Annotated in this window: 2 protein-coding genes (1 of these 2 only partly in view); both read left to right on the top strand. The window is 73.7% G+C overall.

The genetic code is table 11. The annotated features are described in order from the left end of the window. Positions 1-4,729 carry the 3' portion of a type I polyketide synthase gene (locus IE108_RS29340; RefSeq protein WP_444545608.1) on the top strand. 6,149 nt of this gene lie to the left of the window's left edge, so 4,729 of the gene's 10,878 nt are visible here — the last part of the coding sequence; its start codon lies off the left edge, out of view; the stop codon is at positions 4,727-4,729. Between the two features lie 19 nt (positions 4,730-4,748). Further along, the gene (locus tag IE108_RS29345) at positions 4,749-15,584 is read left to right on the top strand and encodes a type I polyketide synthase (RefSeq protein ID WP_444545609.1); all 10,836 of its coding nucleotides are present in this window, start codon (positions 4,749-4,751) and stop codon (positions 15,582-15,584) included. Positions 15,585-15,607 lie beyond the last annotated feature (23 nt).

Below are 15,607 nucleotides of genomic sequence, written 5' to 3' on the forward strand. Positions count from 1 at the left end.
CGACGCCGACGGCACCGTCCTGTCCGAGGGCGTCGGCCTGGTCGTCCTGGAACGCCTGTCGGTGGCACGGGAGCGCGGCCACAAGGTCCTCGCGGTGATCCGCGGCAGCGCGGTCAACCAGGACGGCGCGTCCAACGGGCTCACCGCACCCAACGGTCCCTCGCAGCAGCGGGTGATCCGCAAGGCGCTCGCCGGCGCCGGGCTCTCCGCCACCGACGTCGACGTGGTGGAGGGGCACGGCACGGGCACGGTCCTCGGTGACCCGATCGAGGCGCAGGCCCTGCTGGCGACCTACGGCAAGGACCGCGACGCCGAACGGCCGCTGTGGCTGGGTTCGTTGAAGTCGAACGTGGGTCACACGCAGGCGGCTGCGGGTGTCGCCGGTGTGATCAAGATGGTGCAGGCGCTGCGGCACGGCGTCATGCCGCCCACCCTCCACGCCGGACAGCCCAGCAGCCGGGTGGACTGGTCCGACGGTGCGATCGAGCTGCTGACCGAGGCACGGGAGTGGCCGCGGGACGGCCGGCCCCGTCGCGCGGGCGTGTCGTCGTTCGGCATCAGCGGCACGAACGCGCACCTGATCCTTGAGGAGGCGCCTGCTGACGAGGACGCCTCTCCGGCTCCCTCTTCCGGTGGTGTGGTGCCGTTGGTGGTGTCGGCGCGGAGTGCGGCGTCGCTGGCCGGGCAGGCGGAGCGGCTTGCGGCCGTGGTCGGTTCCGCGGGTGTGCCGTTGGAGTCGGTGGCCGGTTCCCTGGTGACGCGGCGGGCTCTGCTGAGTGAGCGTGCGGTGGTCGTGGCCGGGTCCGACGCGGAGGCGCTGGCCGGGCTGGCTGCCGTGGCGCGAGGTGAGAGTGCGCCTGGTGCGGTGTCCGGTAGCTCCGGTGCGCTGGGCCGGGTGGTGTGGGTGTTCCCGGGTCAGGGCTCGCAGTGGGCGGGTATGGGCCGGGAACTCCTTGACGCCTCCCCGGTGTTCGCCGAGCGGATCACCGAGTGTGCGGCCGCCCTGGAGCCGTTCATCGACTGGTCACTCGTCGACGTACTGCGCGGAGATGCCGACCCGGGTCTGATGGAGCGGGTCGACGTCCTCCAGCCGGCGAGTTTCGCGGTGATGGTGGGTCTGGCGGCCGTCTGGTCGTCGGTGGGCGTGCTGCCGGACGCGGTGCTCGGTCATTCGCAGGGTGAGATCGCGGCCGCGTGTGTGTCGGGTGCGCTGTCGTTGGAGGATGCGGCGCGGGTGGTGGCGTTGCGCAGTCAGGCCATCGCCGGGCAGCTCGCCGGGCGGGGTGGCATGGCCTCGGTCGCGCTGAGTGAGAGCGAGGCGGCCGGGCGGTTGAAGCGCTGGGCGGGCCGCGTGGAGGTCGCCGCTGTCAACGGGCCGTCCTCCGTGGTGATCGCCGGTGACGCCGAGGCGCTGGACGAGGCCCTGGAGGTGCTGGCCGCCGACGGGATCCGGGTGCGCAGGGTCGCGGTGGACTACGCCTCCCACACCCGGCACGTGGAGGACATCCGCGACACGCTCGCCGAGACGCTGGCCGGCGTTACGGCCAAGGCCCCGATGGTCCCGTTCTTCTCGACCGTGACGGGGGAGTGGGTCGAGGCCGAGGGTGTCCTGGACGGCGGTTACTGGTACCGCAACCTCCGCGGTCAGGTCGGCTTCGGCCCCGCGGTCGCCGACCTGTTGGAGCAGGGCCACGGTGTCTTCGTCGAGGTCAGCGCGCACCCGGTGCTGGTCCAGCCGATCACCGAGATCCTCGACGGCATCGACACGACGGCGGACGACGCGGTGGTGGCGGGTTCGCTGCGCCGTGAGGACGGCGGTCTGCGTCGTCTGCTCACGTCGATGGCCGAGTTGTTCGTGCGCGGCGTGCCGGTGGACTGGTCCGGAGTACTGCCGGAGGGCGCCGCCTTGGGACGGGTGGACCTGCCCACGTACGCCTTCGACCACCAGCACTACTGGCTGGAGACGGCGGGGTCGGTGACGGACGCGGCGTCGCTCGGGCAGGCGGCTGCCGACCATCCGCTGCTCGGCGCGATGGTGGAGCTTCCGCACTCCGACGGGCTGGTGTTCACCTCCCGCCTGTCGCTCAAGGCGCAGCCCTGGCTCGCCGACCACCGGGTCGGCGGCGTGGTGCTGGTGCCCGGCACGGGACTGCTCGAATTGGCGGTGCGGGCCGGTGACGAGGCCGGCTGCGAGGTGCTCGAAGAGCTGGTGACCGAGGCGCCGTTGGTGGTGCCCGAGCACGGCGGGATACGCGTGCAGGTCGCCGTGGGCGGTCCGGACGAGACCGGGTCGCGCACCGTGGAGATCTACTCCCGGCGTGAGGACGCCCCGGGCGACGGGGCCGCGTGGACGCGGCACGCCACCGCGACCCTGACCATCGCACCCACCGCCCCGCAGCAGGGCTTCGACTTCACCGCCTGGCCACCGCCCGGCGCGTCCGTGGTCGAGCCGGCCGGCCTCCAGGCCGAACTGGCGGAACGGGGCTACGAGTACGGCCCGGCCTTCCAGGGAGTGCGGGCCGTGTGGCGGCGCGGCGACGAGGTCTTCGCCGAGGTGGCCCTGCCCGAGGAGCACCGCGAGGAGGCCGGCCGGTTCGGCGTCCACCCCGCACTGCTCGAAGCCGTTCTCAACGTCCCGTCGGTCGGTGCCGTGGCGGCGGAGGGCGACGGTGTGCGCCAGCCGCTCGACTGGAACGGTGTGGTCCTGCACGCCGTGGGCGCCCCGGCGCTGCGCGTGCGGCTGCTGTCCGCCGGCCCCGACACCGTGGCGCTGGATGCGGCCGACGAGACCGGTGGCCCGGTGCTGTCGGCGCAGTCGCTGACCCTGCGCGCCCTGACCGCCGAGCAGTTGGCGCGGTCCGCCGACCCGTCGGCCGCCCAGTCGCTGTACGTACTGGACTGGACGGAGACGCCCCCGGCGCAGGACGCCGCACCCGAGCCCACATGGGTGCCCGTGAGCACCACCGAGGACGTGACCGTCCTGGCCGGGAGGGAGGGCGTGCCGCCGGTCGCGGTCATGGAAGCCGTCGGCGGTGACGGTGAGGACGCCGCGCTCGACCTGGCCTCCCGGGTCCTCGCGGTGGTGCAGGCCTGGCTGATCACCGACGGCCTGGCGGGGTCGCGCCTCGTGGTGGCGACCCGGGGTGCGGTGCCCGCCGGGGACGGCGTGGTGACCGACCCCGCCGGATCCGCCGTGTGGGGACTGGTGCGCGCCGCCCAGGCCGAGAACCCCGACCGCATCGTCCTCGTCGACGCCGATCCCGCGTCCGCCGACGCGGCGACCGCCGTCGTGGCGGCCCTGGCCCGGGTGGACGAACCGCAGATCGCCGTACGCGGCACCGCGCTCTTCGTGCCCCGCCTCGCCCGCGCCACCGGCGACCTGCTCCCGGACACCCCGTCGGAGATCGGCGCACACGGGACCGTACTGGTCACCGGAGGCACCGGCTCCCTGGGCGCGCTCGCGGCCCGGCACCTGGTGACGCGGTACGGCGTACGGCACCTGATCCTGGCCAGCCGCCGCGGTCCGGACGCCGAGGGTGCCGAGGAGCTGGCCGCCGAACTGACCGCCCTCGGAGCGGCCGTGGAGATCACGGCCTGTGACGTGTCCGACCGCGGCCAGGCCGAGGCCCTGCTCGCCAAGGTGCCCGAGGAGCACCCGCTGCGCGGAGTCGTCCACACGGCCGGTGTCCTGGACGCCGGCGTGATCGGGACGGTGACGCCGGAGCGGCTGGCGCGGGTGTTCGCGCCGAAGGTGGACGCCGTACGGCACCTGGACGAGCTGACGCGGTCGCTGGCACTGGACGTCTTCGTCGTCTACTCGTCCGTCTCGGCGGTCTTCATGGGCGCGGGCAGCGGCAGTTACGCCGCGGCCAACGCCTACCTGGACGGCCTGATGGCCAACCGTCGCGCGGCCGGACTGCCCGGGCTCTCGCTGGCCTGGGGCCTGTGGGAGCAGACCGACGGCATGGCGGCGAACACCGACGACCTCGTCCGCTCCCGGATGAACCGTCGCGGCGGCCTCCAGGCGATGCCGCTGACCGAGGGCATGGAACTGTTCCACTCGGCGCTGAGGGCCACGCAGTCACTGCTGGTGCCCGCCAAGCTGGACCTGCGGGGAGTTCGCGCCGAGGCCGCGGCCGGCGGGGAGATCCCGCACATGCTGCGCGGCCTCGTCCGCCCCGGCCGCCAGACGGCCCGCGCCGCCTCCACCCAGGACGGCGAGCTGCTGCGCCGCCTGGCCGGACTCCAGGCCGCCGACCGGGAGAAGGCGCTGATCGACCTGGTACGCGCCCAGGCCGCGTCGGTTCTCGGACACGACGGGCCGGACGGGGTGCGGGCGGACACCGCGTTCAGGGAGACCGGTTTCGACTCGCTCACGTCCGTGGAACTGCGCAACCGGCTGCGGGCGGCGACGGGACTTCAGCTCCCCGCCACCTTGGTCTTCGACTACCCGAACCCGCGGGCCCTCGCCCGTCACCTGCACACCGAACTGTTCCCGGACGGCGGCACGGCCGCCCAGGACGTGGACGAAGACCGGCTGCGGCGCGTACTCGCGTCGCTCCCGCTGGACCGGTTCCGGGCCGCCGGACTGATGGATGCCCTGGTCAAGCTGGCCGCCCTCGACGACGGCGCACCGGCGGTCGGCGTGCTCGACGACCCCGACGAGGAGAGGGCGGTCGCCGAGCTGGACGTCGACGACCTCGTGCAACTGGCACTCGGCGACAACTGACCTGCGAATTCGTTGAAGGATTGGGGAAAATCAAGTGAGTGCGTCGTATGAGAAGGTCGTCGAGGCGCTACGGAAGTCGGTCGAAGAGGTCGGCTCGCTGAAGAAGCGGAACCGCCTGCTCGTCGACGCCTCCCGTGAGCCGGTGGCCGTGGTGGGCATGGCGTGCCGGCTGCCCGGCGGGGTGGCGGGCCCCGACGACCTGTGGCGACTGGTGCGCGACGGCCGCGACGCCGTGACCGGTTTTCCCGAGGACCGCGGCTGGGACCTGGAGGGGCTGTTCGACCCCGACCCGGACCGCGCGGGCACCTCCTACACGAACCAGGGCGGCTTCCTCCACGAAGCGGGCCTGTTCGACGCGGGATTCTTCGGGATCTCGCCGCGCGAGGCGCTGGCGATGGACCCGCAGCAGCGGCTGCTCCTGGAGGCCTCCTGGGAGGCGTTCGAGAGCGCCGGGATCGACCCGCTCTCGCTGAAGGGCGCCGATGTCGGCGTCTTCTCCGGGGTGTTCGGTCAGGGCTACGTCGCTCCCGGGGCCAGCGTGGTCACACCGGAGCTGGAGGGCTTCGCGGGCACGGGCGGCTCCACGAGCGTCGCGTCGGGCCGGGTGTCGTACGTCTTCGGCTTCGAGGGCCCGGCGGTCACCATCGACTCGGCGTGCTCGTCGTCGCTGGTGGCGATGCACCTGGCCGCGCAGGCGCTGCGCCAGGGCGAGTGCTCGATGGCCCTCGCGGGTGGCGCCACCGTCATGGCCAACCCCGGGGCGTTCGTGGAGTTCTCCCGCCAGCGGGGCCTGGCCGACGACGGGCGCTGCAAGGCGTACGCCGACGGCGCGGACGGCACCGGCTGGGCCGAGGGCGTCGGTGTCGTCGTCCTGGAGCGTCTGTCCGTGGCCCGTGAGCGCGGGCACAAGGTGCTGGCCGTGCTGCGGGGCAGTGCGGTGAACCAGGACGGCGCGTCCAACGGTCTGACGGCGCCGAACGGCCCCGCCCAGCAGCGGGTGATCCGCGGAGCACTGGCGAACGCCGGGATCGGTCCGGCGGACGTCGACGTGGTGGAGGGGCACGGCACGGGCACGGTCCTCGGTGACCCGATCGAGGCGCAGGCGCTGCTGGCGACCTACGGCAAGGACCGCGACGCCGAACGGCCTTTGTGGCTCGGTTCGTTGAAGTCGAACGTGGGTCACACGCAGGCGGCCGCGGGTGTCGCCGGTGTGATCAAGATGGTCCAGGCGCTGCGGCACGGTGTGCTGCCGGCGACGTTGCATGTGGACGCGCCGACGACGCGAGTGGACTGGTCGGCGGGTGCGGTGGAGCTGTTGACGGAGGCGCGGGAGTGGCCGCGTGGGGAACGTCCGCGTCGGGCTGGCGTCTCGGCGTTCGGTGTCAGTGGCACGAACGCCCACCTGATCCTTGAGGAGGCTCCTGCCGAGAAGGAGAGCGCGGCCCCGGCTCCGTCCTCCGGTGGTGTGGTGCCGTTGGTGGTGTCGGCGCGGAGTGCGGTGTCCCTGGCGGGGCAGGCCGGGCGTCTCGCGTCCTTCGTCGAGCACAACGACGGGGTCGACCTGACGGACGTCGCCGGTGCGCTGGCCGGTGGGCGTGCGGTGCTGGGTGAGCGTGCGGTGGTCGTGGCCGACTCGGGTGAGGAGGCCCTGGCCGGGCTGCGGGCGCTTGCTGCGGGTGAGGGTGCTCCTGGTGTGGTGTCCGGCAGTTCTGGGACACCGGGCAAGGTGGTGTGGGTGTTCCCGGGTCAGGGCTCGCAGTGGGCGGGCATGGGCCGGGAGTTGATGGACGCGTCACCCGTGTTCGCGGAGCGCATCGCGGAGTGTGCGGCGGCCCTGGAGCCGTTCATCGACTGGTCGTTGATCGATGTGCTGCGTGGTGATGCCGACCCGGGTCTGATGGAGCGGGTCGACGTCCTTCAGCCGGCGAGTTTCGCGGTGATGGTGGGTCTGGCGGCTGTCTGGTCTTCGGTAGGTGTCGAGCCCGATGCGGTGCTGGGGCATTCGCAGGGTGAGATCGCAGCCGCGTGTGTGTCGGGTGCTCTGTCGTTGGAGGACGCGGCTCGGGTGGTGGCGCTGCGCAGTCAGGCCATTGCCGGGCAGCTCGCCGGGCGGGGTGGCATGGCCTCGGTCGGGCTGAGCGAGGGCGAGGTGGCCGGGCGGCTGGAGCGCTGGGCGGACCGTGTCGAGGTCGCCGCCGTCAACGGGCCGTCCTCCGTAGTGATCGCGGGTGACGCCGAAGCGCTGGACGAGGCCTTGGAGGCGCTGGCCGCCGATGGTGTCAGGGTGCGCCGGGTCGCGGTGGACTACGCCTCCCACACCCGGCACGTGGAGGACATCCGGGAGACGTTGGCCGAGACCCTCGCGGGAGTCACGGCCCAGGCGCCGTCGATCCCGTTCTACTCGACCGTGACGGGGGAGTGGATCGAGAACGAGGGCGTCCTGGACGGCGGCTACTGGTACGGCAACCTCCGCAGTCAGGTCGGCTTCGGCCCCGCGGTCGCCGCCCTCCTGAAGCAGGGCCACGGCGTCTTCGTCGAGGTCAGCGCGCACCCGGTGCTGGTGCAGCCGATCACCGAGATCGTCGACGACACCGACACGACGGTCACCGGCTCCCTGCGGCGCGAGGACGGCGGCCTGCGCCGTCTGCTCACGTCGATGGCCGAACTCTTCGTACGCGGCGTCCCGGTCGACTGGACCGGCATCCTCCCGGCCGGCGCCGCCTCGGCGCGGCCCGGCCTTCCGACGTACGCCTTCGACCACCAGCACTACTGGCTCCACGAGGTCGAGTCGGCGACGGACGCGGCGTCGCTCGGGCAGGCCGCGGCGGACCATCCGCTGCTCGGAGCGGTCGTGCGGTTGCCGCAGACCGACGGGCTGGTGTTCACCTCCCGCCTGTCGCTCAAGGCGCAGCCGTGGCTCGCCGATCACGCCGTGGGCGGTGTCGTCATCCTCCCCGGCACGGGGCTGGTGGAGCTGGCCGTGCGGGCCGGTGACGAGGCCGGCTGCGGGGCGCTGGAAGAGCTGGTGATCGAGGCGCCGTTGGTGGTGCCGGACCAGGGCGGGGTGCGGGTCCAGGTGGCCGTCGGCGCCCCGGATGCGAACGGGTCCCGCACGGTGGAGATCTACTCGCAGCGCGAGGACGGCACCGGTGACGAGGACGCTTGGACACGGCACGCCACCGGCACGCTCGCCGTCGCGCCGGCGCCGGCGGGGGAGACGCAGACCGACCTCACCGCCTGGCCGCCGGCCGACGCCGAGCCCGTCGAGATCGGCGACTTCTACGGCGACCTGAGCGAACGCGGCTACGGCTACGGCCCCGCGTTCCAGGGAGTGCGGGCGGTGTGGCGGCGCGGCGACGAGGTCTTCGCCGAGGTCGCCCTGCCCGAGGAGCACCGCGGGGAGGCCGGTCGGTTCGGCATCCACCCCGCGCTGCTGGACGCCGCCCTCCAGGCCGGCACCATCGGGTCGGCGGGAGACGCCGGGGAGCCCGGGGAGCCGGTGCTGGCCTTCGCGTGGAACGGCCTGGTGCTGCATGCCGCGGGCGCCTCGGCGCTGCGCGTGCGGATCGCACCGAACGGCCCGGACGCGCTGTCGGTGCGAGCCGCCGACGAGGCCGGTGGACCGGTGGTGACGCTGGACTCGCTGGTGTCCCGGGCGGTGTCGGCCGGACAGCTGGAGACACCCGCCGACACGACCGTGGCCAACGCGCTGTTCCGCCTGGAGTGGAGCGAGGTCCCCGTGCCCCCGGGCTCGGAGTTCCCCCCGTCCTGGGTGCCGGTGACCACTGCCGACGACGTGGCGGCCCTCTCCGCGAGTGCCGGAGTACCGGCGGTCGCCGTCCTGGAGGCCGTCGGTGACGGCGGGGACGGTGCGGTACTGACGCTGACCTCCCGCGTCCTCGCGGTGCTGCAGGCGTGGCTGACCGCGGAAGGCCTGGACGAGTCGCAGCTCGTCGTGGCGACCCGGGGCGCGGTGGCCGCCGGCGAGGCGGGCGTCGTGACCGATCCGGCCGGAGCGGCCGTATGGGGTCTGGTGCGTGCCGCCCAGTCCGAGGCGCCCGACCGGGTCGTCCTGCTCGACACCGACCCCGACGCCGAAGGCGGCGTGGACTCGGTCCTGGACTCCCTGCTGGGCCCGGTGACGGCCTCCGGTGAACCGCAGGTCGCGGCGCGTGGCACGGTGCTGGCCGTTCCCCGCCTCGCCCGTGTCGCGGACCGTGTCGTGGATGCGGACGCGGTGTTCGGGGGCGAGGGGACGGTGCTGGTCTCGGGTGCGGGTTCGCTGGGTGGTGTGGTGGCCCGGCATCTGGTCGCGCGGCACGGGGTGCGGCGTCTGGTGCTGGCCAGTCGTCGTGGTCCGGAGGCCGAGGGTGCGGCGGAGCTGGTGTCGGAGCTGGCGGGGCGGGGTGCGGCCGTGGAGGTCGTGGCCTGTGACGTGTCCGACCGGGCGCAGGTAGAGGCGTTGCTCGCCGGACTGCCGCCGGAGTATCCGCTGCGCGGGGTCGTCCACACGGCCGGTGTCTTCGACGACGGACTGATCGGGGCGCTCACCCCGGAACGCCTCGCGGGCGTCTTCGCGCCCAAGGTGGACGCCGCACGCCACCTCGACGAACTGACCCGCGGCCTGACGCTCGACGCGTTCGTCGTCTTCTCGTCCGTGGCGGGCCTGTCCGGCGGTGCCGGGCAGGGCAACTACGCCGCGGCCAACGCCTTCCTCGACGGCCTCATGAGCAGCCGCAGGGCCGCGGGCCTGCCCGGTATCTCGCTGGCCTGGGGCCTGTGGGAGCAGTCCCTCGGCATGGCCGGGCATCTCAGCGCCGTGGACCAGGCGCGCGCCAGCCGCAGCGGTGTACTGGAGATATCGGCGGCCGAGGGCATGGAACTCCTCGACGCGGCCCTCGTGTCGGAGCGGTCGCTGCTCGTACCGGTCAAGCTGGACCTTCGCACCGTACGTGCCGACGCGTCGGCGGGCGCGGCCGTTCCACACCTGCTGCGCGGGCTCGTACGGGCGGGCCGGCAGCAGGCACGTGCGGCGGCCACCGCCACCGAGAGCGGCCGGCTGTCCGACCGGCTGGCCGGCCTCGCCGCCGCCGAGCAGGAAGCGCTGCTGCTCGACCTCGTACGGGCCCAGGCGGCGGTCGTGCTCGGCCACACCGAGCCCGGCGGCGTCCGGGCGGACACGGCGTTCAAGGAAGCCGGATTCGACTCGCTCACATCGGTCGAGCTGCGCAACCGGCTGCGTGAGGCGACCGGTCTCAAGCTGCCCCCGACCCTCGTCTTCGACTACCCGTCCCCGCAGGCCCTCGCCCGCTACCTGAGCGAGGAGTTCGGCGAGGTCGCGGCCCCCGAACCGGAGACCCACGCGGTCGTCGCGGCCGACACGAACGATCCCGTCGCCATCGTCGGCATGGCCTGCCGGCTGCCCGGCGGGGTGTCCTCGCCGGAGCAGCTCTGGAGGCTGGTGGCGGACGGCGTCGACGCCATCTCCGACTTCCCCGAGGACCGCGGCTGGGACCTGGAGGGCCTGTTCGACCCGGACCCGGACCACGCCGGTACGAGCTACACCAGCCAGGGTGGCTTCCTCACCGGGGCGGGCCTGTTCGACGCGGGCTTCTTCGGCATCTCGCCGCGTGAGGCGCTGGCCATGGACCCGCAGCAGCGGCTGCTCCTGGAAACCTCCTGGGAGGCGCTGGAAGGAGCGGGCATCGATCCGACCTCGCTGAAGGGCAGCGACGTCGGCGTCTTCTCCGGCGTCTCCGGCCAGGGCTACGGAACCGGTGTGCTCGCCCCCGAGGTGGAGGGCTTCGCCGGAACCGGCCTCGCGTCGAGTGTGGCGTCGGGCCGCGTGTCGTACGTCTTCGGCTTCGAGGGCCCCGCTGTGTCGGTGGACACGGCGTGCTCGTCGTCGCTGGTGGCGATGCACCTGGCCGCGCAGGCGCTGCGCCAGGGCGAGTGCTCGATGGCCCTGGCCGGCGGCGCCATGGTGATGGCGACACCCGCCACCTTCATGGCCTTCTCCCGCCAGCGCGGCCTGGCCGACGACGGGCGCTGCAAGGCGTTCGCCGAGGGTGCCGACGGCATGGGCCTGTCGGAAGGCGTCGGGGTCGTCCTCCTGGAGCGCCTGTCGGTGGCGCGCGAGCGCGGGCACGAGGTCCTCGCGGTCCTGCGGGCCAGTGCGGTGAACCAGGACGGCGCGTCCAACGGTCTTACGGCGCCGAACGGTCCCTCGCAGCAGCGGGTGATCCGGCGGGCCCTGGCCGGCGCGGGGCTTTCCACCGCCGACGTGGACGTGGTGGAGGGGCACGGCACCGGTACGGCGCTGGGCGACCCGATCGAGGCGCAGGCGCTGCTGGCGACCTACGGCAAGGGCCGCGACGCCGAACGGCCGCTGTGGCTCGGTTCGCTGAAGTCGAACATCGGCCACGCACAGGCGGCGGCCGGTGTCGCCAGCGTCATCAAGATGGTGCAGTCGCTGCGGCACGGCATCATGCCGCCCACCCTGCACGCCCAGCGGCCGTCGGACCAGGTGGACTGGTCGGCGGGTGCGGTGGAGCTGCTGACGGAGGCGCGGGAGTGGCCGCGCGGGGACCGTCCGCGTCGCGCGGGCGTCTCGTCCTTCGGCGTGAGCGGGACGAACGCGCACCTGATCCTGGAGGAGGCGCCTGCCGAGGAGGACGCGTCCCCGGCTCCCTCTTCCGGTGGTGTGGTGCCGCTGGTTCTGTCGGCGCGGAGTGCGGGTTCCCTTGCCGGGCAGGCGGAGCGGCTTGCGGCCGTGGTCGGTTCCGCGGGTGTGCCGTTGGGGTCGGTGGCCGGTTCACTGGTGACGCGGCGGGCGCTCTTGGGTGAGCGCGCGGTGGTGGTGGCCGACTCGGGTGAGGAGGCGCTGGCCGGTCTGCGGGCGCTTGCGCGAGGTGAGAGTGCGCCTGGTGTGGTGTCCGGTAGCTCGGGAGCGCCGGGCCGGGTGGTGTGGGTGTTCCCGGGGCAGGGCTCGCAGTGGGCGGGCATGGGTCGGGAACTCCTCGATGCCTCCCCGGTGTTCGCGGAGAGGATCGCCGAGTGTGCGGCTGCCCTGGAGCCGTTCATCGACTGGTCACTCGTCGACGTACTGCGCGGAGATGCCGACCCCGGCCTGATGGAGCGGGTCGACGTCCTTCAGCCGGCGAGTTTCGCGGTGATGGTGGGGCTGGCAGCGGTCTGGTCTTCGGTGGGTGTGCTGCCGGACGCGGTGCTCGGTCACTCTCAGGGTGAGATCGCAGCCGCGTGTGTGTCGGGTGCGCTGTCCTTGGAAGACGCGGCTCGGGTGGTGGCGCTGCGCAGTCAGGCCATCGCCGGGCAGCTCGCCGGACGGGGCGGTATGGCTTCGGTCGCGCTGAGCGAGGGCGAGGCGGCCGGGCGGTTGAAGCGCTGGGCGGGCCGCGTGGAGGTGGCTGCCGTCAACGGGCCGTCCTCCGTGGTGATCGCGGGTGACGCCGAGGCGCTGGACGAGGCCCTGGAGGTGCTGGCCGCCGATGGAGTCAGGGTGCGAAGGGTCGCGGTGGACTACGCCTCGCACACCCGGCACGTGGAGGACATCCGCGAGACCCTCGCCGAGACCCTCGCCGGAGTCGCGGCCCAGGCCCCGATGGTCCCGTTCTACTCGACCGTCACCGGGGAGTGGATCGAGAACGAAGGCGTGTTGGACGGCGGCTACTGGTACCGCAACCTCCGAGGCCAGGTCGGCTTCGGCCCCGCGGTGGGTGAGCTGGTCCGTCAGGGCCACGGAGTCTTCGTCGAGGTCAGCGCCCACCCGGTGCTGGTCCAGCCGATCACCGAGATCCTCGACGACACCGACACGACGGGCACCGGCACCACGGTCACCGGTTCCCTGCGCCGCGAGGACGGCGGCCTGCGTCGCCTGCTCGCCTCGATGGCCGAACTCTTCGTAAGCGGCGTCCCGATCGACTGGTCCGGCATCCTGCCCGAGGGGGCCACGTCGGCCCGCGTCGAGCTGCCCACGTACGCCTTCGACCACGAGTACTACTGGCTCGACACGTCGCAGCCGGTGACCGATGCGGCGTCGTTGGGGCAGGCGGCGGCGGATCATCCGCTGCTCGGTGCGGTGGTGCGGTTGCCGCAGACCGACGGGCTGGTGTTCACCTCCCGCCTGTCGCTCAAGACCCACCCCTGGCTCGGCGATCACGTGGTCGGCGGCCTGGTGCTCCTGCCCGGCACGGGACTGGTCGAACTGGCGATCCGGGCCGGTGACGAGGCCGGCTGCGGGGTGCTCGAAGAGCTGGTGACCGAGGCGCCGTTGGTGGTGCCGAAGCACGGCGGAGTGCGGGTGCAGGTCGCCGTGGGCGGCCCGAACGAGAACGGGACCCGCACCGTCGAGGTGTTCTCCCAGAGCGAGGACGCCCTGGGGGAAGAGGACGCGTGGACACGGCACGCCACCGGGATGCTGGCCGCGGGGCCCCAGCCGGGCGACGGTGCCCCCGGGTTCGACTTCGCGGTGTGGCCGCCGGCCGACGCCCGGCAGGTGGCGGTGGACACCGGTGAACTGTACGAAGGCCTGCTGGAGCGCGGCTACGCGTACGGCCCGGTCTTCCAGGGGGTGCGTGCCGTGTGGCGGCGCGGCGAGGAACTCTTCGCCGAGGTCGCGCTGCCCGACGGCGAGCGTGACAGGTCCGGCGACTTCGGCATCCACCCCGCACTGCTCGACGCCGCCCTCCAGGCCGGGACCTTCGCCGTCGCGGCGGACACGGAGCAGGAGGAGGCCGGGCAACCGGTGATGCCGTTCGCGTGGAACGGGCTCGCGCTGCACGCCGCCGGTGCCTCCGCACTGCGGGTGCGGGTCGCCCCGAACGGGCCGGACGCGCTGTCCGTGCAGGCCGCCGACGAAGCCGGTGGCCCGGTGCTGACGATGGACTCGCTGGTCATGCGGGCGGTGGCCATCGAGCAGTTGGGCGCCACGGCGGAGGACAGCCGCGACTCGCTCTTCGAGGTGCGGTGGACCGAACTGCCCCCGGCCCAGGAGACGCTGCCCGCGCCGCCGTGGCTGCCGGTGGCGACCGCCGACGACATCGCCGCCCTCACCGCCGGTGGCGGAACCCCGGCGCTCGCGGTCCTGGAAGCCGTCGGTGGCGACGGTGACGATGCCGTACTGACGCTGACCTCCCGCGTTCTGGAGGTGGTGCAGGCGTGGCTGAGCGCGTCCGGCGCCGAGGAGTCGCGCCTCGTGGTGGCGACCCGGGGCGCGGTGGCCGCCGGTGAGGCGGGTGCGGTGACCGACCCGGCCGGAGCGGCCGTGTGGGGTCTGGTGCGTGCCGCCCAGTCCGAGAACCCGGACCGCGTGGTCCTGCTCGACACCGACCCCGACGCCGAAGGCGGCCTGGAGCCGGTGCTGGACTCCGTCCTCGCGGCGGTCGTGGCCGGCGGCGAACCGCAGGTCGCCGTGCGCGGTACCGCCCTGTCCCTGCCGCGCCTCGCCCGCGCCGGCGTGCCGGACGCGGACGGGTCCGTGGTGTTCCGGCCGCAGGGGACCGTACTGGTCTCGGGCGGCGGATCGTTGGGCGCGCTGGCGGCCCAGCACCTGGTCACCCGGCACGGCGTGCGGCACCTGGTCCTGGCGAGCCGCCGGGGCCCGGACGCCGAGGGCGCCGGGGAACTGGTCGCCGAACTCGCCGGGCACGGGGCGGCGGTCTCCGTCGTGGCCTGCGACATGTCCGACCGGGCGCAGGTCGAGGCCCTGCTCGCCCAGATTCCCGGGGAGCACCCCCTGCGGGGTGTGGTGCACACGGCCGGTGTCTTCGATCCCGGGGTCATCGGAGCACTCACCTCGGAACGGCTGGCCAAGGTGTTCGCGCCCAAGGTGGACGCCGTACGGCACCTGGACGAGCTGACCCGGCCGCTGGCCCTGGACGCCTTCGTCGCCTACTCCTCCGCCTCCTCCGTCTTCATGGGCGCCGGCAGCGGCGGGTACGCGGCGGCCAACGCCTTCCTGGACGGCCTGATGTCCCACCGTCGCGCGGCGGGACTGCCCGGACTCTCCCTCGCCTGGGGACCCTGGGAGCAGGTCACCGGCATGGCCGGCAACATCGACGACCTCACCAGGACCCGGATGAGCCGGCGCGAAGGGCGCGGCGGAGTCAGGGCGCTCCGCTCCGCCGAGGGCATGGAGCTGTTCGACGCCGCGCTCCGGTCGGAGCAGGCACTGCTCGTACCGGCCGCCATCGACCTGCGGGCCGTACGCGCCGACGCGGCGGGGGGCGGCGGAGTGCCGCACCTGCTCCGCGGGCTGGTCCGCACGGGCCGGCAGTCGGCGCGGACGGCGGCCTCCGCCGGCGGCGACCGCGGGCGGCTGGCCGACCGGCTGGTGGGACTGTCCGCCGCGAAGCAGGAGGCTCTGCTGCTCGGCGTGGTCTGCGCGCAGGCCGCGGTCGTGCTCGGGCACAGCGGACCGGAGAACGTCCGCGTGGAAATGGCCTTCAACGAAGCCGGGTTCGACTCGCTCACATCGGTGGAGCTGCGCAACCGGCTGCGTGAGGCGACCGGTCTCAAGCTGCCCGCCACGCTGGTCTTCGACCACCCGACCCCGCTGGCGCTCGCCCGCTACCTGCGGACCGAACTCGCCGTCGACGAGGCGTCCCCCGCCGACGCGGTCCTCGCCGGCCTCGCCGGTCTGGAGGCGGCCATCGAATCCGCGGGAGGCGACGAAGCGGCCCGAGAGCGGATCACCGGGCGCCTGCTGGAGCTGCTGCGGGCGGCCGAGACGGCCGGCGGCCCCGGCGAGGGCCCGGGCGGCGCGGACGCGTCCGACGAGGACCTCGACACCGCCAGCGACGAGGAGCTGTTCGCGCTCGTCGACCAGCTCGACTGACGACGCGACCGCGACGTACGGGA

The organism is Streptomyces parvulus, from assembly GCF_014648855.1.
Taxonomy (GTDB): Bacteria; Actinomycetota; Actinomycetes; order Streptomycetales; family Streptomycetaceae; genus Streptomyces; species Streptomyces parvulus.